This is a genomic window from Maricaulis sp. (genome assembly GCF_017643475.1).
Taxonomy (GTDB): Bacteria; Pseudomonadota; Alphaproteobacteria; order Caulobacterales; family Maricaulaceae; genus Maricaulis.
Genome location: NZ_JAEPNI010000005.1, coordinates 1 through 21,603, shown reverse-complemented (window position 1 = coordinate 21,603; position 21,603 = coordinate 1). Strand labels below are relative to the sequence as shown.

Annotated in this window: 17 protein-coding genes; 14 read left to right on the top strand and 3 right to left on the bottom strand. The window is 60.3% G+C overall.

Going from position 1 to position 21,603, the window contains the following annotated elements; genetic code table 11:
• Positions 1-61 precede the first annotated feature (61 nt).
• From JJ889_RS15125 to pstB, 12 genes are all read left to right on the top strand, one after another.
• Positions 62-1,288, top strand: coding sequence for a NupC/NupG family nucleoside CNT transporter (locus JJ889_RS15125; protein WP_291896546.1), 1,227 nt, complete (start codon positions 62-64; stop codon positions 1,286-1,288).
• A 4-nt stretch (positions 1,289-1,292) separates the two neighbouring features.
• Positions 1,293-2,219: a nucleoside hydrolase gene (locus JJ889_RS15120; protein ID WP_291896544.1), complete on the top strand. Its 927-nt coding sequence runs from the start codon at positions 1,293-1,295 to the stop codon at positions 2,217-2,219.
• Entirely contained in the window at positions 2,219-3,079 is an 861-nt protein-coding gene (locus tag JJ889_RS15115; protein ID WP_291896542.1) for a ribokinase, read from the top strand. Before JJ889_RS15120 ends, JJ889_RS15115 begins: the two co-directional genes overlap by 1 nt.
• 222 nt (positions 3,080-3,301) lie before the next feature.
• Positions 3,302-3,712: a hypothetical protein gene (locus JJ889_RS15110; RefSeq protein WP_291896541.1), complete on the top strand. Its 411-nt coding sequence runs from the start codon at positions 3,302-3,304 to the stop codon at positions 3,710-3,712.
• A 10-nt stretch (positions 3,713-3,722) separates the two neighbouring features.
• Positions 3,723-5,036 carry an ATP-binding protein gene (locus JJ889_RS15105; RefSeq protein ID WP_291896539.1) on the top strand — a complete coding sequence of 438 codons (1,314 nt, stop codon included), beginning with the start codon at positions 3,723-3,725 and terminating at the stop codon, positions 5,034-5,036.
• A gap of 3 nt (positions 5,037-5,039) precedes the next feature.
• Complete coding sequence (locus JJ889_RS15100; RefSeq protein ID WP_291896538.1) at positions 5,040-5,486, top strand: response regulator; 447 nt, start codon at positions 5,040-5,042, stop codon at positions 5,484-5,486.
• Between the two features lie 355 nt (positions 5,487-5,841).
• Positions 5,842-7,806, top strand: a complete 1,965-nt coding sequence (locus JJ889_RS15095) for a methyl-accepting chemotaxis protein (RefSeq protein ID WP_291896536.1) — start codon at positions 5,842-5,844, stop codon at positions 7,804-7,806.
• Positions 7,807-7,839: 33 nt separating this feature from the next.
• Positions 7,840-9,033 carry a porin gene (locus tag JJ889_RS15090; protein WP_291896534.1) on the top strand — a complete coding sequence of 398 codons (1,194 nt, stop codon included), beginning with the start codon at positions 7,840-7,842 and terminating at the stop codon, positions 9,031-9,033.
• 362 nt (positions 9,034-9,395) lie between these two features.
• Complete coding sequence (locus JJ889_RS15085; RefSeq protein ID WP_291896532.1) at positions 9,396-10,457, top strand: substrate-binding domain-containing protein; 1,062 nt, start codon at positions 9,396-9,398, stop codon at positions 10,455-10,457.
• A 158-nt stretch (positions 10,458-10,615) separates the two neighbouring features.
• Positions 10,616-12,316 (top strand): phosphate ABC transporter permease subunit PstC, encoded by a 1,701-nt coding sequence (gene pstC / locus JJ889_RS15080; RefSeq protein WP_366940137.1) that lies wholly within the window; start codon positions 10,616-10,618, stop codon positions 12,314-12,316.
• Positions 12,309-14,048: a phosphate ABC transporter permease PstA gene (pstA, locus tag JJ889_RS15075; protein WP_291896529.1), complete on the top strand. Its 1,740-nt coding sequence runs from the start codon at positions 12,309-12,311 to the stop codon at positions 14,046-14,048. The genes pstC and pstA overlap by 8 nt, the downstream gene beginning before the upstream one ends.
• A gap of 46 nt (positions 14,049-14,094) precedes the next feature.
• Positions 14,095-14,862: a phosphate ABC transporter ATP-binding protein PstB gene (pstB, locus tag JJ889_RS15070; RefSeq protein WP_291896527.1), complete on the top strand. Its 768-nt coding sequence runs from the start codon at positions 14,095-14,097 to the stop codon at positions 14,860-14,862.
• Positions 14,863-14,994: 132 nt separating this feature from the next.
• Here the strand turns inward: pstB and JJ889_RS15065 are convergent, their stop codons facing one another.
• On the bottom strand, positions 14,995-15,606 hold the full coding sequence (locus JJ889_RS15065) for a response regulator transcription factor (RefSeq protein WP_291896525.1): 612 nt from the start codon (positions 15,604-15,606) through the stop codon (positions 14,995-14,997).
• A 101-nt stretch (positions 15,607-15,707) separates the two neighbouring features.
• Between JJ889_RS15065 and JJ889_RS15060 the strand changes: the two genes are divergently transcribed.
• Positions 15,708-17,084: a HAMP domain-containing sensor histidine kinase gene (locus JJ889_RS15060; RefSeq protein ID WP_291896524.1), complete on the top strand. Its 1,377-nt coding sequence runs from the start codon at positions 15,708-15,710 to the stop codon at positions 17,082-17,084.
• Positions 17,085-17,375: 291 nt separating this feature from the next.
• Here JJ889_RS15060 and JJ889_RS15055 read toward each other — a convergent pair whose 3' ends face one another.
• Complete coding sequence (locus JJ889_RS15055; protein WP_291896522.1) at positions 17,376-17,909, bottom strand: PepSY-associated TM helix domain-containing protein; 534 nt, start codon at positions 17,907-17,909, stop codon at positions 17,376-17,378.
• A gap of 145 nt (positions 17,910-18,054) precedes the next feature.
• Between JJ889_RS15055 and JJ889_RS15050 the strand changes: the two genes are divergently transcribed.
• Complete coding sequence (locus JJ889_RS15050) at positions 18,055-21,327, top strand: glycosyl hydrolase (RefSeq protein ID WP_291896520.1); 3,273 nt, start codon at positions 18,055-18,057, stop codon at positions 21,325-21,327.
• Between the two features lie 85 nt (positions 21,328-21,412).
• Here JJ889_RS15050 and JJ889_RS15045 read toward each other — a convergent pair.
• A partial coding sequence (locus JJ889_RS15045) for a hypothetical protein (protein ID WP_291896518.1) occupies positions 21,413-21,603 on the bottom strand: 191 nt, incomplete at its 5' end.

Here is a 21,603-nt window from a genome sequence, read left to right as displayed (position 1 = left end):
CGCGTGGCAGAACAATTTCTGAAGTTCCGTTTCCAGGCGAGCCAGTAGTGGGGGCAGCCGCATGAGTGCCAATATGTTAGCGGGTGTCGGAGCGCTTACGCTTCTGGTCATCGCCTTTGTATTCTCGACCAATCGTCGCAAAATTCGCCTGCGCACGGTGCTCAGCGCCTTGCTGTTACAGGCAGCGATTGGCGGCTTTGTGCTCTATCTGCCAGCAGGGCGTGAAATGCTTTCCGGCCTGTCTGCCGGTGTGACCCAGCTGCTCGCATTCTCTGCCGCCGGTATTGAAATGGTTTTCGGACCGCTTGTGTCTGAGTCCGTTGGATTCAGTTTCGCGCTCAACGTCCTGCCGGTCGTGATCTTCTTCTCCGCGCTGATGTCCGTGCTCTATCATATCGGCATCATGCAGTGGATCGTTCGTGTCGTCGGCATGGTTCTCAATGTTCTGCTGGGGACCGGACGGGTTGAATCGCTCAATGCGGCCGCGAATATTTTTGTCGGCCAGACAGAGGCGCCGCTGGTCATCCGCCCGTATCTGGATGGCATCACCAAGCCGCAATTGTTTGCGATCATGACCTCCGGTCTCGCATCTGTGGCCGGTACTGTCCTGGCGGCCTACGCCCAGATTGGCATCAGCATTGAATACCTGCTCGCCGCCAGTTTCATGGCGGCTCCGGGTGGTCTGCTGATGGCCAGCATCATCATGCCGGCGGACGATGAAAAGGATGAGGAACAGGACATCGTCAACGCCCCGCCGGCGCGTGAACCGCACGCCAATGTGGTGATGGCCGCTGCTGTTGGCGCCAAGGACGGCCTGAGCCTGGCTTTGAATATCGGAGCGATGCTGATCGCTTTCGTCTCGCTGATTGCCCTGGTTAACGGGCTGATTGCGATGGTCGGTGGCCTGTTCGGTATTGAGGGTGTGACCATTCAGAGCCTGCTGGGCATGCTGTTTGCCCCTCTGATGATGGTGCTCAGCATTCCGCCTGCCGAGGCCCAGGCCGCAGGCGCCATTGTCGGCGAAAAACTGGTGATCAACGAGTTCGTCGCCTACCTGACCCTGTCCGGCAGCCTGGAAGATTTCTCACCGCGCAGCCAGGCGATCCTGACTATTGCTTTGTGCGGTTTTGCCAATCTGAGTTCTGTCGGCATTCTGCTCGGCGGGCTGGGCAGCCTGATCCCGGAGCGCATGGGCCAGATCGCCAAATTCGGTTTCCGCGCCGTTCTTGCCGGTTCCCTGTCAAATCTGATGAGTGCGGCGATAGCGGGTATGCTGTTCGTGGGGTGACGAGGTGACGCGATCCATCATCATCGATTGTGACCCCGGTGTTGATGATTGCATCGCGCTGCTCGCCGCTCTGGGTGCGCCGGATCGTTTCGATCTGAAGGCTATCACGGTCGTTGCCGGCAATGTTCCGGTGGAAACTTGTGCCCGCAATGCCCGCGGGGTGCTGGCGCTGGCCGGGCGCGAGGACATACCGGTCTATGCCGGCTGTGATCGTCCGATGCGGGTCGACCCCGAATTCGCCGAACATATCCATGGGGCTTCGGGGCTGGGTGATGCTCGCCTGCCCGAAGCGAGCGTACCGGTCAGCACGACCCACGCGGTTGATTATCTGTGCGATACGCTCTCTGCGGCCGAGCCGGGCTCGATTACCCTGGTGATCACGGGGCCGATGACCAATTTCGCGACCGCGTTGAAGCGCGACGCCTCGATCATGCGCGGTGTCCGCGAGCTGGTGATCATGGGCGGCGCCGCGATCGAGGGCGGCAATATCACTGCCCATGCCGAGTTCAATATCTATGCAGACCCCGACGCAGCCAAGATCGTGCTGGAAAGCGGCTGTGCCACGACGCTGATCGGTCTCGACGCCACCTTGCAGATCCGTTGCACACCACCGCGCATGCAACGACTTGAAGCCTCCGGGCATCCGGCCTGTCATGCATCAGCAGCGATGATCTCCCACGTCAACCGGATCTATGGCGAGGTCTATGGCGCGGATGGTGCCGCGCTGCACGATCCCTGCACGATTGGCTACCTGCTCGACCCGGGCCTGTTCTCCAGCAAGTCGGTTTCTGTGACGGTGACCACATCCGACGACGAAAAACGCGGCAATACCGCGCTCGGAGCTGAATGCGCCAATGGTGTTAACTGGGTCACCGGGCTGGATGATGATGCTCTGTTCGACCTTCTTGTCACCTCGATGGAGCGCCTTTGATGAGCCAGGTAATCACGGTTCTGGGGTCAATCAATCTGGATCTGGTCGTGCGCTGCGATCAGTTGCCGAAGGCCGGAGAGACCGTGCTGGGCGATGGTTTCGCGAAATTTCCAGGCGGCAAGGGTGCCAACCAGGCTCTGGCTGCATCGCGCCTTGGGGCAGCTGTGAGCATGATTGGCTGTGTAGGCGCGGATGATGAGGCGGAAGCGGCGCTCGCTCTGTTGCGTGAAAATGGTGTGGATCTTGACCGTTGCCGCGTGAGCGAAGCGGCGCCCACCGGCGTGGCGATGATCGCCGTGGCGCCCGACGGCGACAACCAGATTGTCGTGGCTTCCGGGGCGAACGGTGGTTTGACCATAGCGGACTTGCCGGATCGGATTGAGGGGGCTCTGATTGGTCAGCTGGAAACGCCAGTCGAGGTCCTATCCGAAGCGGCCAGGCGTTGCGAGGGACTGGTCGTGCTCAATCTCGCGCCGGCCGCCGAGGTGCCGAACGAATTGCTTGAACGCGCCGATGTGTTGATCGTCAATGAAGCAGAGGGCGAGCATTACGGTCTGGGTCGACTGTTTGCGGCCGGAGGTCTGACAGCGCTGACGCTGGGAGTTCGGGGCGCTGCCCTGTTCCGCGACGGCCAGGAGATTGCCCGGTGCGCACCGCCCCAGGTCGAGGCGATTGATGCAACCGGTGCCGGAGATACATTCGTCGCGGCATTGAGCCTGGCTCTACTTGAACAGATGACGCCTTCCGACGCGCTGGCCTTTGCCTGTGCCGCCGGAGCCGCCTCCACCCTGAAAGCGGGCGCCCAGCCATCATTGCCGCTGCGCGCAGATGTTGAGGGTCTGATGATTGGCGCCGTCTGATCCGCGTTTACGCCGGTGATGTGCGGTCTTATCCTTTGGTTGCACTAACGAACTCTTATCCACAATCAGGTATTGTTTGAGTGATGCCAGTCATCACCATCGATGTTGTTGTTCGGATGTTCGCCTTTGCAGACGTCGTCTTAAATTGATGAAACCGGAACCGGTCGGGGAGGGCGGGGGGCGGCGCTTCGTGCGCTGATGCCGACGTCTCTGGGGGGACGGATGGCGTTTGCTGCCAGTGTGCTGGCATCGGTGTTGGTGATAGCGTCCATTTTGATTATTTCCCATTTCGTCGACGCGACCGTGGCCCGCCTGACAACCCGGGAACTCACCGAGACGGCTGCGGCCGAGGTGCTCTATCAATTTGTCGATGGAGAGCCGATATTCGCGGGCGCCTGGTTTGTTGTCGAGGCGAATGCGCTCGACGGAAACGACGCCAATGTGGAGCGCGATGGTTGGTTGGCCCATCCGGATACCGGGCATTTCCGGCCTTATGTGTACAATTTCGGCAATGGTGCCCAGTGTCATCACCTGACCTTCGCTGACGCCGAAGGGGCACAGTCGGACTATTATCGTGTGCCGCTGACGTCTGGGCAGCCCTATGTGATGAACCCGGGCCCCCTATTTGATTGAAGGCCAGTGGGTGCTGCTTCTCTCGGCGGCTTTTCCGGTCTCGCGCGATGGGGAAACAATCGGCGTTGTGGGCGTTGATTTTGATCTGTCAGCGCTGTCCGAGCATTTTGCCGGTATCAAGCCGTACGGCGACGGCATGGTGTGCCTGGTCTCGCATGACCTGATGTGGGCCGCGACCAGTGATGAGAGCCAGTTGGGTGAGCCCGTTGCGCCAGCCGCTGATTTCTGGCCGGCGTCCGCTACTGGACCGGGAATTCCCCAGGATGTGACGATTGTGCGGGGGGAGAACGGGCTGCTGCACCTGTTGTCGCCGATCCATCTTCGCCAGTTCGACCAGCCTTGGATGGTCGTCATCTCGGTCCCGGAGGCCACGGTGATGGCGGATGCCATCCAGATCCGGCAGCTGGTGCTTTATACGGGTGTCGGCCTGGTGGTCTGCGTGATCCTTGCGCTTCTGGCGGTGTCCCACCTGCTGGTGCGCCAGCCGATCCATCGCTCCATTGAAGCCATTCAGGCCCTGGAAGCTGGCCAGCTGGCAACGCCCATCCCTGAAACGAAGCGCCGCGACGAAATCGGGGATATCAATCGCGCTCTGCTCAGCTTCCGCGACAGCTTGAATCAGGTTCAGGAACTGGAAGCCGCCGACCGCGCCAAATCCCAGTTCCTGGCCAATATGAGCCATGAAATCCGAACGCCGCTGAATGGCGTGCTGGCCGCTTCACAGATGCTGGACAAGACGGAGTTATCCGAGGACCAGGCAGAATATTTGCGCATTATTCGTTCATCCGGAGCCATGCTGTTCGACCTGATCCGAGATGTGCTGGATCTGTCCAAGATCGAGTCGGGACAGATCCGGCTTGCATCCGATGAATTCCGTCTCACCGACGTGATCCAGCGCTCGGCTGACGCTGTTGGCGCGATGGCGACCGGCAAGGGGCTGGATATGCGAGTGGAGATTTCTCCCGAGCTAGATTGTTCTTTCCGGGGCGATGAAACGCGAGTCTGCCAGATCGTTACGAACCTTGCCGGCAACGCCGTCAAATTCACGGATACCGGTCATGTCGCAATCCATGTGTACCGGGCTGGCAAGAGCGGGCAGGTGTGGACCCGGGTCGAAGACACCGGTCCGGGTATCGCCAAGGCAAACCTTGTTCGCGTTTTCGACCGCTTTAGCCAGATCGACGAATCCGACACGCGGGAGTTTGGTGGTTCTGGACTGGGTCTGGCGATTTCCCGCCAGTTTGCGCGCCTTATGGGCGGCGATATCTCGGCGCGCAGCAAGCCTGGTGTTGGAAGCTGTTTCACTGTGCTTCTTCCGCGGTAGCAGGTGAGTAAGCCGGAGGCGCTCCCCACGCCAGATGCCACACCAGCGGGGGCGGACAAGAGCGGCGGTTTCAATGTGCTCATCGTTGAGGATATTGCCTCCAACCGCTTCCTGCTGGCGCAATTCCTCAAGGCTTCTGGTCATATTGTGATCGAGGCGGAAAACGGCCAGGAGGCACTCAACCGTCTCGATGAAGACGCGGCCATTGATGTTGTTCTGATGGACCTGCAAATGCCGGTCATGTCCGGTGATGATGCCTTGCGCGAAATCCGCGCTACCGAGGAAGCTTATCGCGATGTGCCGGTCATCATGGTCACAGCGGATGCAGACACCGGAACCAGCGAGACTTTGCGCCAGGCCGGTGCCACTGCGTGCCTGACCAAGCCTGTCGACTTTGTCGCCCTCAAGGGTGAAATCGCGGGAGCGATGAAGCCGAGACGCGCTGCCTGAACGCTGATTCTCTCCCGCAAACCAGGTCGAAACAGGCTTCGAAAACGTCGATTGAAAAAAATTATGCGGGGCCCCCGAGTGGGAAATACGGCTCGTTAGTTCGATTCAATCAACCCTACGAGAATACCCGAAATAATTGAAATCAAGTGATTTCTGCGACTTGCACGCGTGTCTGAAAGGGGGGCGGTTGACTGTTTCGCTACCGAAGGAAATTCAAGGCATTTTATGGTGAAAAATTCGTGAATTCCCAAATGTTTTATAAAACTGTCACGTAAACGAGCGATACGGCAGAACCGAAATCCGAATATGCGCGAAATCTCGTGCAATCGTTGTTTCAGGAACAGGGCCGTATTCCATGGCAGCTATTAATCGACTTTCCATCCACGCGCGGGTCGGCATTCTCGCTGGCTTTTCCGCGTTCGCAGTTATCGCGCTTCTCTCGATCTTCTTCATCAGTCGCGCCCAGACCGATGCGGCGATCGAGCGCGGGCTCGAGTTTGCCGAGATCGAGCGCCTGGCGCTCGAGATGGAAATCGGTGCGCTGCAGATGCGCCGCCGGGAAAAGGACTTCCTCCTGCGCCGGGATGTCCAGTACCTCGATCGCTACCTGACCGACGCGGACACGGTTGCGCGGGTCATCAGCGAGATTCAGTCGCATGATCTGGACACCGAAACCGCCGCCGCGGCGGCGCGTCTGGCAACAGCGTTGCCACGTCACCGGACCGCGTTTGAAAGCGTCGTTGCCCAGGCCGTTGAGCTGGGGCTGACGCCCAGCGAGGGCCTGGAAGGTCGGTTACGCTCCGCTGTGCATGCAGTCGAGACCCGCCTCAACGAGTTTGGCGACGCGGAACTGACCGTGCTGATGTTGATGATGCGCCGGCACGAGAAGGACTTCATGCTGCGTGTTGAGTCTCGCTATATCGACCGGTTGGCAACGCGCCAGGTCGAGTTCGCCGAACTGATGGCGACCCGTAGCTACAGCGCAGCTGACCAGGCTGAAATCTCCCAGCTGATGCAGAACTATGGCCGCGATTTCCGAACCTGGGCGCAAACGCGTCTGCAGTTCGATGAAGACGTGTCCACGCTCTCTGCGATTTTCGCCGAGATGAGCACCGACTTTGATGTCATTCTCGAGCACGCTCAAGCCGGTAGCGAAGCCGCTCTGGTCGAGCTGGCGGCATCCCGGTCTCAGATCCTGATTGTCAGCCTGGCGGTCATGGCGGTGGTGGTTCTGCTCACCTTCGGTGTGACCTGGATCGTTGCCCGCTCCATCGCCCATCCGATCCGAGCCATCACTGATGTGATGAGCGGACTGGCGCGCGGCGAAGTGGATGCGGACGTGCCACACAGCAAGGACGGCGGCGAGATTGGCGAAATGGCTCGCACGCTCCGGATTTTCCAGGACGGGTATCACGAGATGGAGACGATGCGTGCGCAGCGTGCAGAGACCGAGGCCCGTGAGGCCGAGACTGCCGCGAAGGCCCGTAATGATCTTGCCGATGAATTCGACAACCGTATAGGTCAGATCGTCAACGAACTCGCTGCTGCGGCCAGCCAGATGATCGCTTCTGCTGGCGAGTTGCACGGATCTGCCCAGGGCGCTGACAAACGTGCCGGGACCGTGGCGTCTGCCGCCGAGCGGACATCGGGCAATACGCAAACTGTTGCCTCTGCAGCAGAGGAGCTGACCAGTTCCATTCGCGAGATCCACCGGCAGGTGAGCGATGCCTCCACCGATACCCAGAGCGCGGTCGAGGAAGCCAATACCACTCGCCAGACGGTATCCGACCTGGCTGAGGCGGTGTCACAAATTTCCGAAGTCGTCTCCCTCATCCAGTCCATTGCAGAGCAGACCAATCTTCTGGCTCTCAATGCGACCATCGAGGCCTCGCGAGCGGGCGATGCAGGCAAGGGCTTTGCCGTTGTTGCCTCCGAGGTGAAGGCGCTGGCTGACCAGACCGGTAATGCAACGCTGGAGATCGCCGATCAGATCGATGCGATCCAGGCCAGTGGCAAACAGGCCATTGCCGCGATCGAGGCGATGGCCGGAACCATCGACAATGTCGCCGCCGGCGCCACCGCCATCTCCAGCGCGGTCGAGCAGCAGGATGCGGCTGCTAATGAAATCGCTCACAGCGTTGCCCAGGCCGCCGAAGGAACGGCCGAGGTGACCGAGAGCATCACCGCCCTGTCAGCAATCGTTCGCGATACCGACCGGGCCTCTGACGAAGTTCTCAATGCCGCACGGAGCGTTTCCGACGGCGCTGAAAAACTCAAATCCGATCTGGCCACATTCATCGACCAGATACGGGCAGCCTGATCCACACACTCTATTCAAACGGGACGAAATAGAATGCGTACTCAAACCCTGAAGCTGCTTGGTGCAGCAGCCCTCGCTCTCACGGTGCCGGCCTCGGCCTTTGCCGACGACTGGAACTTCAACATGTCTCCTGGCCCACGCTGGGATGCTGAGGAATCTGGCAACTACTTCAAATTCCGCGGTCGTGCCTATTTCGATATCGCTAGCATCGACTGGAACAGCCCGCTGAGCACCGAGCCTGGTGACTCCGAAGAATGGCGCACGGCCCGCCTTGGCATCGAAACGAGCTTTAACGGCACGAAGCTTGTCGCCGAGTTCGATTTCTCCGGTGATGATGTTGATGCCAAGGACGTACACCTGACTTTCTCCGTCGGCGAGGGGTCGCTGCGTGTTGGGCAGTTCAAGACCATGAACTCGATGGAGGAACTGACCTCTTCGCGTTATGTCAGTTTCATGGAGCGCGGCATGGCGACGGACCTGTTCGGTCTCGACCGCCGCATCGGCGTTGCCTACTACTGGAACAATGACAGCATCACGGCGAGCGCCGGTATTTTTGGCGCCCCGCTGGATGACAATTTTGCCTTCCGCGAAGCCAATGATTCCAGTGCTGTTGCAGCGCGATTCACCTGGTCCAACCAGGAAGAAGGCGGCCCGCTCTACCACCTCGGCGCATCCATTCGCCGGACGGACCACGGCGATGCCGGCACGCGCCTACGTGTCCGCCCGAACGCGCACCTGTCCAACCGTTTCGCCGCCGCTGACTACCGCACTGGTCGGCCGCTGGGCGAAGCCGACAGCTCGACCTTCCTCGGCTTCGAAGCAGCGATGGTCCGGGGCGCGACGCATCTTCACGGTGAGCTGGCTCGGGTATCGCTCGACGGGCCTGCCGGCGACCCGGCATTTGTCAGCGGCTTTGTCTCCATCGGTCATTTCATCACGGGTGAAACGCGACGTTACAAGCAGTCCTCCGGCACGTTTAACCGGACCAGCCCGGATGCTCCTGTGACAGCCGGAGGCTATGGTGCGTTCGAGATCGCTGCACGTTTTGACTACGCGGATATGGGGGATGCCGGTCTCGGTACCCTGCAGACCACGACGCTGGGCGTGAACTGGTACGTTCACAGCAATTTCCGTGTCATGTTCAACCTTGTTGATGGTGAGCATGATGGTCCGGGTTATGTGGAAGAGGGCGATGCAGCCCAGTTCCGTTTCCAGATCGACTTCTGATTTTCACAAAGACCAGAATCGTCAGCAACGCCGCTCCGAACCGGGGCGGCGTTGTGCGTTGAGGTGGTGAAAACAGGTTTCCGCAATTCGAATTTATCTTCCTGTTATAGTTAACGAAAATTGGTGGAGACAAACTTGTCATCCGATTGTCGTCAAACTGTCACACAGACTCGGTATCCGAGCTGTGAGTTTTTTCGGATTTATTCGAAATGGGGATTTGGCCGGTCCGAGTGAAAGCCGATCACAGATCCGCTTCCGGGGTGTTCTGATGTTCTCATCAGCCACATCGCGGAGCGGGTGAGCCGGTTCGGGCTGGTGCTGACAGAGCGTTTAGGAAACACGCCTCTTTTAGGAGCTTCGTAATGAAGAGCACGCTGAAATCTATCACCTGCGCCATGACGGCTGCGCTGGCTGTTGCCGGTGCTGCCGATGCGCAGAGCCGCGACCAGATCCGCATCGTCGGTTCGTCCACGGTCTTTCCGTTCTCTACCGCAGTAGCTGAGTCCTTCGGCGCCAAGACGGGCAATGCGACCCCGGTTGTCGAATCCACCGGTTCCGGTGGTGGACTGCGCCTGTTCTGCTCCGGCGTCGGTGTCGAGTATCCGGATATCACCAATGCGTCCCGCCGAATGAAGGCATCCGAATTCGAGAACTGCCAGAACAATGGCGTGCGCGACATCACCGAGGTCCGCATTGGTTTCGACGGCATCGTCCTGGGCGCCGCCGACAATGGTGAAGGCCCGATGGAACTGACCCTGACGCAGCTGTGGCTGGCGCTGGCGGCTGAAGTTCCCGCCGACGACACCTGCTCTTCCTTCCAGGAAAACCCGTACCAGTACTGGTCCGAGATCGACGCCTCCCTGCCGCAGCAGCGCATTGAGGTGTTTGGCCCGCCGCCGACCTCCGGCACGCGAGACGCTTTCGTCGAGCTGGCCATGCAGGGTGGCGCTGCCGGTATTGCGTGCATGGAAGCGCTGGACGATGCAGACAGCGACCGTTTCGAGCAGATCGCCAGCCGTATCCGCGAAGACGGTGTCTGGGTTGATGCCGGCGAGAACGACAATGCGATCGTTCAGACCTTGGTCAACACCCCGACCGCGTTCGGCGTCTTCGGTTTCTCTTTCCTGGACCAGAACTCCGACCGCCTCGCTGGTGCGATCATTGACGGTGTCGGACCGGAATTCGAAGCCATCGCAGACGGCTCCTACCCGGTATCCCGTTCGCTGTTCTTCTATGTGAAGAATCGCCATGCGGATCTGGTCCCGGGTCTGGCCGGTTATGTTCGTGAATTCACCTCCGAGGATGCCTGGGGCGAGTTTGGTTACCTGACCGATCGTGGCCTGATCCCGCTGGGTGATGATGAACGTGCTGAAATGGCTGCCAGCGCTCGCGCTCTGACCGCTATGACGGAAGTGCCTGAATAGGCACCAAATTCAGCTCCCTGTGAGGCCACGCCGTAGCAGGGAACAGCTTGAGTCAGGCATGTCGCCATCAACAATTAGTTGACGGAGACATGCCTGCGCTCGTATGCGGCGTGCGGGTATTGTGGCGAGGCGCTTTTCTGGCGCTGGAATGGGCACTGATGTCGATCGATACGATTATCGCTTTTAGCCTCTTGGTGGTCGTCGCCGGAGGCTTCTACGCAGGACGCACTCGAGCGATCCGCCTGGTGGGTGATGCACGACGCGAGTTGCACTCCCTGCCAAACTATTACGGATATTATGTCGCCCTGTGGACAGGCCTTCCCGCGCTGTTGGTGCTGATGGCCTATGCGCTGATCGGTGGCCAGGTCGCGGATCGCATGGTCGTGTCCGAACTGACCCGGGAAGCAGCGCCGCTGACCTCGACCTATCTCGAGACCCTGACCAATGATGCTGACTACCAAGCGCTGACAGCCGCCGCGGCCCAGCAGCGTGGCCGTGTGGTCGAGCTGAACGAAGAGATTTCCCGTCTGCGCAGCACACGCGGCGAGGATCGTGACCCGGCCATGATCGAGGCGCGACGCGCGGAACAGCTCGAAGTCCTCAATCTGGCAACGGATACGGATGCCCAGGCTGTCCGACGCCAGGAAGAAATCTCCCAGGGCATTCTCGATAGTATCGCCGAAGATGCGGGCGGCTATCGCATCAGGGCCGGCTTCCAGCTTGAACTGGGTGGCAATGCAGCCAAACAACTCTTCATGGCCGATGCGCGACGCATTGCAGACGGGCGTATTGCCAGCCGCACCTCGCCGGCCCTGGATGCAGCCGCGGCGTCGCTCGTTGAAACCGAGGCCCTTATCCGTCGTTCGGTGGCGGGGTTGGTCATTCTCATGGCCATTGCAGGTTTCGGTCTTTCCCGTTTCCAGATCGCGCCCAGCTTCCGCGCTCGCAACAATGTAGAGCGCCTGGTCCTGGTCGTCCTCTTCCTGTCGTCGCTGATTGCCATCCTGACAACGGTTGGCATCGTGGCCTCCCTGTTGTTCGAAAGCCTGCGCTTTTTCCGTGAAGTTCCGCTACAGGAATTCCTGTTCGGCCTGCAGTGGAGCCCGCAGATCGCCATTCGTGCGGATCAGGTCGGTCAGTCCGGCGCGTTCGGTGCGGTGCCGCTGTTTGCCGGTACGGCCATGATCACTCTGATCGCGATGGTCGTTGCTGTGCCGATCGGCCTTTTCTCTGCAATTTATCTGTCGGAATATGCCGGCACGCGTTTCCGCCAGATCGCCAAGCCGTTGCTGGAGATCCTCGCCGGCATCCCGACCGTGGTCTACGGCTTCTTCGCCCTGCTGACGGTTGGTCCGTTCATCCGCGGCATTTTCGGTGCGCTGGGATTTGAAGACGTGGTGACCCAGAGCGCCCTGTCGGCCGGTCTGGTCATGGGTGTGATGATCATTCCCTTCATCTCCTCGCTGTCCGACGACGTCATCAACTCGGTTCCCCAGACGCTGCGCGATGGCTCCTATGCAATGGGCGCGACCAAGTCTGAAACGATCCGCCAGGTTGTTCTGCCGGCGGCCCTTCCCGGGATTGTCGGTGCTGTCCTGCTGGCGATCAGCCGGGCGATCGGCGAGACCATGATCGTGGTCATGGCGGCGGGCCAGGGTGCAAACCTCACGGCGAACCCGCTCGAAGCAGTCACGACCATCACCGTGCAGATCGTCATGTTGCTGACCGGCGACCAGGAATTCGACAGCGTCAAGACGCTCTCGGCCTTTGCCCTGGGACTGGTGCTCTTCATCCTCACACTGATCATGAACATCATCGCCCTGCGTGTTGTTCGTCGTTACCGGGAAAAATATGACTGAGTCCGTGTCAAAACCCGCCATCAAGGCAGCGGTCGAAGCCCGCCTGGCGAAGCGTTACCGGTCTGAGGCGCGTTTCCGCAGCCTGGGTCTCGCCGCGATTTTCTCCGCGGTCGCGATCCTGGTGATCCTGCTCGGTTCCATCGGCATGCAGAGCCTGCCGGCCTATACCGCCAACGAGATTTTCCTGGAGGTCGATCTGGATCGTGATCTGGTCGACCCGCAGGGTGATGGCAGTGAAGTGTCTCTGCGCGAGGGTTCCTATGCCCGCGTGTTGCAAAACGCGATGCGCGAGCAATTCCCGGAAGTCCGGGCGCGCCGTGATCTGCGTCAGCTGTTCCAGCTCTACACTGCACTAAACGCGCCGCGCCTGATGGATGAAGTCATCGAGGATCCGTCACTGGTCGGCACGCGCTATCGTTTCCGCATGCCGCTGTCGGACGACATGGATCTTTACCTCAAGGGCGAGCTGTTGGATCAATCCGAGACCCGGATGAATACCGCGCTGCGCGCCGAGGAGGAGGGACGCTCGATCGCGTTGGTCAGCGATAATGCCGGTTTTGCAACTCTGCTTGAAAACCAGCGTGCAGCCCTGCGCAATGAGGCAGTTGCCCTGGGGGCCAGTGCCGACGAGCTGGACCTGCGGGTCCAGGCGGCTGGCGACGAGGATGTCAGTGCGCTTGTCGACCGTATTGCCAATCTGCGTGAGCGCCAGCAGGGGCTGCTGGACTGGGCCGATGCCGAGGATGGCGTTTTCCGTCTCGACGACACTCTGCCGAGTGTCATCGTGGAGATGGCAGGCGGTGCTTACAAGCTGGACGGTGTTTCTGTTGACGGGACCCGGGCGACCGGTCGTGCGGTCGTGCAGCCGGAAAGCCAGAGCGCGGACAGCTGGAACCTGCTGGTCGTGGATGTGCCGGAAAGCCGCCGGCGTTCCTCGGACAACCAGCTGGTCTGGTCCCGTGTCCTGCGTGACCGCGGTGTCATCGAGGAACACACGAACCGCTATCTGTTCGGCAATGCCGACTCGCGCGAGCCTGAGCTCGCCGGTGTGCGTGGTGCGCTGCACGGTTCGATCCTCACCATTCTGATCGCTCTGATCCTGTCGGTGCCGGTGGGTGTGTTTGCCGCGATCTATCTGGAAGAATTTGCGCCGAAGAATCCGGTCACGGATCTGATCGAGGTCAATATCAACAATCTGGCCGCCGTGCCGTCGATCGTGTTCGGCATGCTGGGCCTGGCTGTCTTCATCAATGTCTTCGGCCTGCCGCGATCCTCGCCGGTTCTGGGTGGTCTGGTCCTGTCGCTGATGACGCTGCCGACCATCATCATCGCGACACGCGCCGCCATGAAGGCTGTGCCGCCCTCGATCCGCGATGCTGCGCTGGGTATCGGTGCGTCGCAGACGCAGACCGTCTTCCACCACGTCCTGCCGCTGGCCGCTCCGGGTATTCTGACGGGCTCCATTATCGGCCTGTCACGCGCGCTGGGTGAAACCGCGCCGCTGCTGATGATCGGCATGGTGGCCTTTATCGCCGAGACGCCGAGCCTGGACATTGAGGGCATGACGCAGCCGGCGACGGTTCTGCCAGTACAGGTTTTCCTTTGGTATGATGGCGCCGAACGCGCCTTCGAGCCGCGCGCAGCTGCCGCGATCATGGTGCTGCTGGGCTTGATGATCAGTTTCAATGCGCTCGCCATCTATCTGCGACACAAGTTTGAACGTAGATGGTAGGCATGGATGGACACTGTCAGACAGGGTCCAGGGTTGTGAGGACAAAGTGAGCGAGACGAATTCAAAAGTCGAAGTACGCGATGTCGACGTTTTCTACGGCGACAAGCAGGCGCTGAACAGCGTATCCATCGACATCCCCAAGAACAGCGTCACCGCGTTCATCGGGCCGTCGGGTTGCGGCAAGTCGACCTTCCTGCGTTGTCTGAACCGCATGAATGACACGATTGAGGGCGCCCGGGTCGAGGGCTCCATCAAGATCGATGGCGAGGAGATCAACGACAAACACCTGGATCCGGTGATCCTGCGTGCGCGTGTCGGCATGGTGTTCCAGAAGCCGAATCCCTTCCCGAAATCCATCTATGACAATGTCGCCTATGGTCCGCGTATTCACGGCCTGGCGCAGTCCTCCGACGAGCTGGACGATATTGTCGAGCAGAGCCTGCGCAAGGCGGGCCTGTGGGAAGAGGTCTCCGACCGCCTGTCACATCCGGGCACAAGCCTGTCCGGCGGCCAGCAGCAGCGCCTGGTGATTGCCCGTGCCATCGCCGTCAATCCGGAAGTCATCCTGATGGACGAGCCGTGTTCGGCACTCGACCCGATCGCGACGGCCCGTATCGAGGGGCTGATCGACGAGCTGCGCGAGAATTACTGCATCGTCATCGTGACCCACTCCATGCAGCAGGCGGCGCGTGTCTCCCAGCAGACGGCCTTCTTCCACCTGGGAGACCTGGTCGAGCATGGCCCGACCGAGACGATCTTCACCAATCCGCGTGAGCAGAAAACGCAGGATTACATCATGGGCCGTTTCGGCTGATCAGCCCGCCCAGGCAAGGCCGTTCTGATCATGTCGATGCGTGCGAAGCGGCCTTTGCCATCTCCCGTGATGATCCCGGATGCCGTGACGCGGCGCCCTGTTTGAACGGGTTCCCGTCAGGGTGCGCTGGTGTCAGTCTGCGTCAGGTCGCGTGATATTGGCCTGCAGGGCAAGCCGCATCAGGCGCAGGCTGGAGCGTACGTCCAGCTTGTTCATCAGGTTCTCGCGGTGTTTGCGGGCCGTGCCCACGGAAATGCCAAGCATATTGGCCATTTCACCCAGTTCATGCCCTTCGCCGATCAGGGCCAGCAATTCGAGTTCCCGCCGCGTCAGCTCGGCGATGCGCTCTGCGCTGCCGGCATTGTCGGCGGCAGGGGAGGGCAGCGGCGCCTTGAGTGCCTCGACCAGGTCCTCTACAGGGTCGCCCTTGTGGTAGAAATGACCGGCAAAACCCGCCAACTCCTCGCGTTCCGAAACGGTCAGCGGAGAACCGGTCATCAGCACGCAGATGAGATCCGGATTGCTGTCCCGCAAGGCCGAGATGAGCTGCAGGCCCGTCATGTCCGGCAGGCCGAAATCCACCAGGGCGAGATCGGCGGTTTCAGGCGTGCCGTTTGTCAACGCGGCACTGGCGCTGGTGAATGTGTTCACCGTGTCAGCAATGCCCTCAACGCTCAGCAGGGATTGCAGGCCGTCGCTGACGAGCGGGTGGTCGTCGATGATGAGAACGCGGGGGAAGGACATTTAATCTTGGCGGCCGCTCTGGTCGCGTGGCTGGACAGTCTTCTGCTTTCGTATCACATAGCCTTGGCGGGGCAAGCGAGTGAGTGTGAAGGGCGTCGTTGATGCGGGATGCAGACTTTCCTGACAGGTTTTGGTTCAGCGGGCGTTTCAAGGACGACACGCTGGAGCAGGAATACTGGCTGAATGTCCGTCCAGTCGCCTTCCGCCTGGCGGCGTTGGCCGCGTTTCTTGCGGGGATTACCTGGCTGACTTCGGTCACCCACGAACTCCAGATCCAGGACATGCAACAGGGGGTGCGTCTGCTGATTGCCTGGCGGGTCAGCTTTTTCATGTATTGCCTGATTGTGGTTGGTGCCTTGCTGAGCGAGGCCACGCGAGCCCCGAAATCCTGGGTACGTTGGTTGCTGGTTGGGTGGTACGCTTTTTATGTGTCGCTCGTCGCCGTGGTAAACCTGTTCTACCTGAACTACGAGACGACGCCGGAAGGGCTTTCAGCGCGCTTTCTCGCCATCTCCTTCTGGATGGCGATGAGTTACGCGTTGATCGGGATGTTGAACTATCACCTGTTCCAGGCCAGCGCGGCGTTCTCGGTAATCTGTATCGCCTGGTACCTTGCGCTGTTGCTGTTCTTCCAGCCAGGTGAGGCCCGGGTATATGTGATCACCCTGACCACGATGATCCCGGCTGCAATTGCGATGTATGTCTCGATGCGCCTGTCGGGCCGGGTCTCGCGGCGCAATTTCTATCTCAACAAGGTCTATCTGGACGCGAAGGACGAGGCAGAGAAGGCCAATTCCGTTCTCTCACTCCTGCTGACGTCCACCGGGCATGATGTTCGCCAGCCCCTGTTCGCTCTCGACCTTAACGCGACGGTGCTCAGCCGGGCGCTCGACCGCGGCGACCTCGCCGCGGCGCAGGAGACAGCAGACAAGCAGAAATCCCTCACCCGGAATATCTCGCAATTCCTGACCTCGGTGCTCGAACTGTCCCGGACCGAACGAAACCTGTCGGACTGGAACCGGTCCAGCCCCGTTGCGGTATCCGACCTGTTTGAAACCACCACCGCTCTGGCGCGGGAGACCATTTCGGTCAATCAGGTGCAATGGCGCGAGGTGAGCAGCGCGCTCCATGTTGAGGCCAGCAAGAGCATGGTCGAGCGCATCCTGCTGAATCTGATCATCAATGCGGTGGCCCATGCCGAGGCCGAGCGCATCCTGCTGGGCGTCAGGCGCTGTGGTAAGGATGTCATGCTGTGTGTGGTCGACAATGGGCGCGGTCTGTCCAGCGAGCCGATCGTGCTCGACAGCGAGACCTATTTTGAACACCGCATTCACAGCGCGGACCGTGCTTCGGGCTACGGATTGGACCTGATTTTCCGGCTGGCCCAGAATTGCGACTACCGCCTGGTGATGCGATCCGAGCCGGGGCGTGGCGTGCATGCCTGTCTGCGGCTGCCGCGAACGGACACGCGTGAGTAGCGCGAAAGAAACAACCAGGCGAATTTCGAAAAAATACGTCGATCTGCGTATTTAGTTCGGTCTCTTCGCGTGATCATTTTCCGTCAGAACTCGCGCCAGCTGGAAATCGGCAACGACGCGAGCGCTATCTCTATTGCTCTGACTGCCGCCTCTCCGGCTCGAGCGATGGTGAGTTCTCGGCTTACGATGCCCGCAAGAGTCGAGAATACCGTTCTGACGAACTAGGGGGTAAGTCAGAATGGACTGGCGGAGCGATCCACTCACCCGGATCGCTCCGCTATTTATTTTGGGTCAGCGTTTTGCCGCGCGGCGTCGGGAGCGTTGCCAGCGCTTGATATGGGGCTCGAAGAAAAGCCAGATCCCCGTCAGCCACAGAACCAGCAGGATGATACCCACGGGCAGGAAGATGAAAGTCTTCACCCAGTCGGCAAAAAACGAGCCGTCATGGATCTGTTCGAACAGATCGGAGCGGCGATACTCCAGAGACAGCACATCCAGTGTCACCAGGTCGATCTGTGCTTCCCAGCGGTTTGGCGCAATGAACTTGGCGATGCCGCGGTCCGAGCGGATATCGATTCGCTCGAACTCTTCCCAGGCTGAAATCTCGAGCTCGGGAACGGCCACGGCGGCTTCATAGAGCTGTGCCAGCGTCGTGTCAGGAACACCTTCAGCGACTTCGGCGCTGCGCTGGGTCGGCGGTTGGATCCAGTCGAAATCCTTTTTCAGCATCAGGAACAGGCCGGCGATGATCATCACGCCCAGCGGGAGCATGATGACAGGAGAGGCCCAGTGATGGATGTCGCGGAGAAGCTTGCCGATTTTCATGACTCGCATCCTTGCGATGGATCCAATCGGGTCAAGGCTTTGAACTGCCTAGATGTTCAGATTTCTGTGATACTATAACCCCAGCCTTTCATTTTCCCTTCGGGTTGCTAAGGTCCCCCCGATTCAATCAATTGGGGAGTGAACCATGCGAGGTATTCTATGTGCCGTCCTCATGTGCACCCTGCCACAGGCAGCGTGTGCGCAGCAGGAGGACGATACCGATGCAGGGGTCGTGAATTCGGGCACGTTCAGTGGCTTTGAGTTCCGCAGCATCGGCCCGGCCTTCATGTCCGGCCGTATCGGCGATATCGAGATCATGGAGGATGACCCGTCGACCTGGATTGTCGGCGTCGGTTCCGGTGGTGTCTGGCGCACGGACAATGCGGGAACGACCTGGACGTCGCTGTTTGATGGTCAGGGTGTCTATTCCATTGGTACGGTGACGGTCGATCCGTCCAATCCGCACACGATCTGGGTCGGTACCGGCGAAAACCATGGCGGCCGCCATGTCGGTTACGGCAATGGTATCTACCGCTCCCGCGATGGTGGCAGCAGCTGGGAACATCTCGGCCTGGAATCCTCCGAGCACATTTCCGAGATCATCGTTCACCCGGAAGATCCGAACACCATCTGGGTCGCGTCCCAGGGGCCGCTGTGGTCGTCGGGCGGTGAGCGTGGTCTCTACAAGTCCACCGATGGTGGCGAAAGCTGGAACCTGGTCCTGTCCGCAGGTCAGTGGACCGGTGTCACCGACATCGTCATGGATCCGCGCAATCCTGACCGCCTGGTCGCCGCAACCTGGCAGCGTCACCGTACGGTCGCCGCGTATATGGGGGCTGGCCCGGAAAGCGGCTTGCATGTCTCCGATGATGGTGGTGAAACCTGGCGCGAAGTGACTGCGGGTTTGCCAGCCGGGAACATGGGCAAGATCGGCCTCGCCATCTCCCCGCAAAATCCGGACGTACTCTACGCCGCGATCGAGGAAAACCGCCGCGAGGGCGGTGTCTATCGCTCCAGCAATCGCGGTGAAAGCTGGACGCTGATGTCCGACACGGTCTCCGGGGGTACGGGACCGCACTACTACATGGAGCTCTACGCTCACCCGCACCATTTCGACCGTATCATCCTGGTTTCCAACACGACGCAGATTTCCAGCGATGGTGGCGCGAGTTTCCGTGACATCAACAATGAGAACAAACACGTCGACGATCATGCGATCGCCTTCCATCCCACCGACCCGGATTTCATGTTGGTCGGTTCCGATGGTGGTCTGTACGAGACGCTGGACGGTGATGCAACCTGGCGCTTTATCTCCAACCTGCCGATTACGCAGTTCTATGACATTGCGCTGGATGATGCCGAGCCGTTCTACAACGTCTATGGCGGTACCCAGGACAACAACACCCAGGTAGGCCCGTCGCGCACGGACAGCCGTCACGGCATCCGCAATTCCGACTGGGAAGTGACGCTGTTCGGTGATGGCCACGAGCCGGATGTGGAGCCGGGTAATCCCGACATCGCCTATTCCAGCTGGCAGCAGGGCAATCTAGTCCGTTTCGACCGGTCCACCGGCGAACTGATCTATATCCGCGCCCAGCCTCAGCCGGGCGAACCGGCCGAGCGGTTCAACTGGGATGCGCCGATTGTCGTCTCCTCGCACGAGCCGACGCGGCTTTATCACGCGTCCCAGCGTGTCTGGCGGTCCGATGACCGGGGCGACACCTGGACAGCTCTGTCAGGCGATCTGACGCGCGATGAGGATCGCATGCAACTGCCGATCATGGGTCGTCAGTGGTCCTGGGATGCGGGCTGGGACCTCTATGCGATGTCCGTATACAACACGATCAGTGCGCTGGCGGAATCGCCGGTCGACGAGAATGTGCTCTACGCCGGTACTGATGATGGTCTGATCCAGGTCTCCACGGATGGTGGTGCGAGCTGGACCGAGACACGTGCGGGCAGCCTGCGCGGTGTTCCGGATCGGGCCTTCATCAATGATTTCGAGCCGTCCCGTTTCGAGGCCGGTACGGTCTACATGGCGATGGACAATCACAAGGAAGGTGATTTCGCGCCATACCTGATGCGCTCGGACAATTACGGTCGCAGCTGGCGCATGATCACCAATGGCCTGCCGGAAGACCAGCAGGTCTGGCGGATCGTGCAGGATCACGAGAACCCGAACCTGTTGTTCATCGGTACCGATTTTGGCGTCTATTTCACCATCGACGGTGGCGATAACTGGACCCAGATGACGGCCGGCATGCCGCCGATCCCGGCGCGTGACCTGCTGATCCACGAGCGTGAAGATGACCTTGTTGTCGGTACGTTCGGGCGGTCCATCTACGTGCTGGATGACATTTCCGCCTTGCGTGAGGTGACCGAGGAAATGCTGGAGACCGAGACGCGTCTCTTCCCGGTCCGCCGGGCCTGGTGGTACCAGCAGCAGCATGAGCTGGGCTTCGACACCCGGGGTTATCAGGGCGATGGCTATTTCCAGGCCGAGAACCCGGCCTTTGGCGCCACGATCACCTATTACATGCACGAAGGCCTGCAGACGGCCGAGGAAATCCGCCAGGAAGCCGAGGCTCCGGCCAATGATGCGGGCGAGGATACACCTTTCCCGGGCTTTGATGTGGTCGAGGCGGAACGCCGTGAGGCGCCGCCGCGCATGTGGCTGGTGATCCGGGACAGCAATGACAATGTCGTTCGCCGTCTGCCGGGACCGGTTACGGCCGGCTTCCACCGTGTGGCTTGGGATCTGACCTATCCGAGCAGGTCCGCTGTCACCCAGCCAGACACGCCGGACAGTTCCACATCCGGATACCTGGTCGCGCCGGGCACCTATTCCGTCGAACTGGTGCGTCAGCACAATGGTGAGACGGTCAGCATCGGTGACCGCCAGAGCATTGAGGTGGTTCGTCTGACTGAGGGTGCCCTGCCGGGCTCCCCGGATGACGAGGTCGTGGCCTTCTGGGAGCGTCTCGCCGAGATGCAGCACCAGTTGTCCGCAGCCAATGCGACGATCGGCCAGACCCAGACCCGCCTGGCGGTTCTGCAGTCTGCCCTGCATCGCTCGCGCACAGCTCCGGGTGCACTGGATGATCAACTCGAGGGCCTGCGCCAGGAGCTGTTCGCTATCCAGGAAGCCATGGGCGGTAACCAGTCGAGAAATGGTCGTTACGGCGCCGAACCGTCCACGGTCGGCTCTCGCCTGTCCTTTGCCCAACTGGGCACGTCCAACGCGACTTATGGCCCGTCTCCGGCTCACTCTTCCCAGCTGGGCATGGCCGAGGAGGAGTTCGAGGGCTTGCGGGCTCGTCTGAGTGCACTGACCGAGGAAGCCATTCCGGCCTTCGAGACGGCGCTTGGCGAAGCCGGTGCCCCCTGGACACCCAACCGTACCCTGCCGCCGTGGTAGGCTGGTGCAAGGTTTGAATGATTGATCCGGGGCCGCATCGCAGCCCCGGATTTTTTGTGCTGCGGCGCGGCCACAGAAATTCGCGTCAGGGGTTAGCCGTCTTGCCGCTGCCAGGATTCCTCCTACCGTGAAAGCACTGTGAAGTGAGGTCGCCATGAAAAAGCAGCACCAAGTGCTCGTCCTCCGGTCGGTCCAGCACCATCTCGCGGACTGGTTCGACGAATAGCTCCCAACCCTCCGGGGTGGTCGAGCGGTCACGTTCACATTCAACTAAAT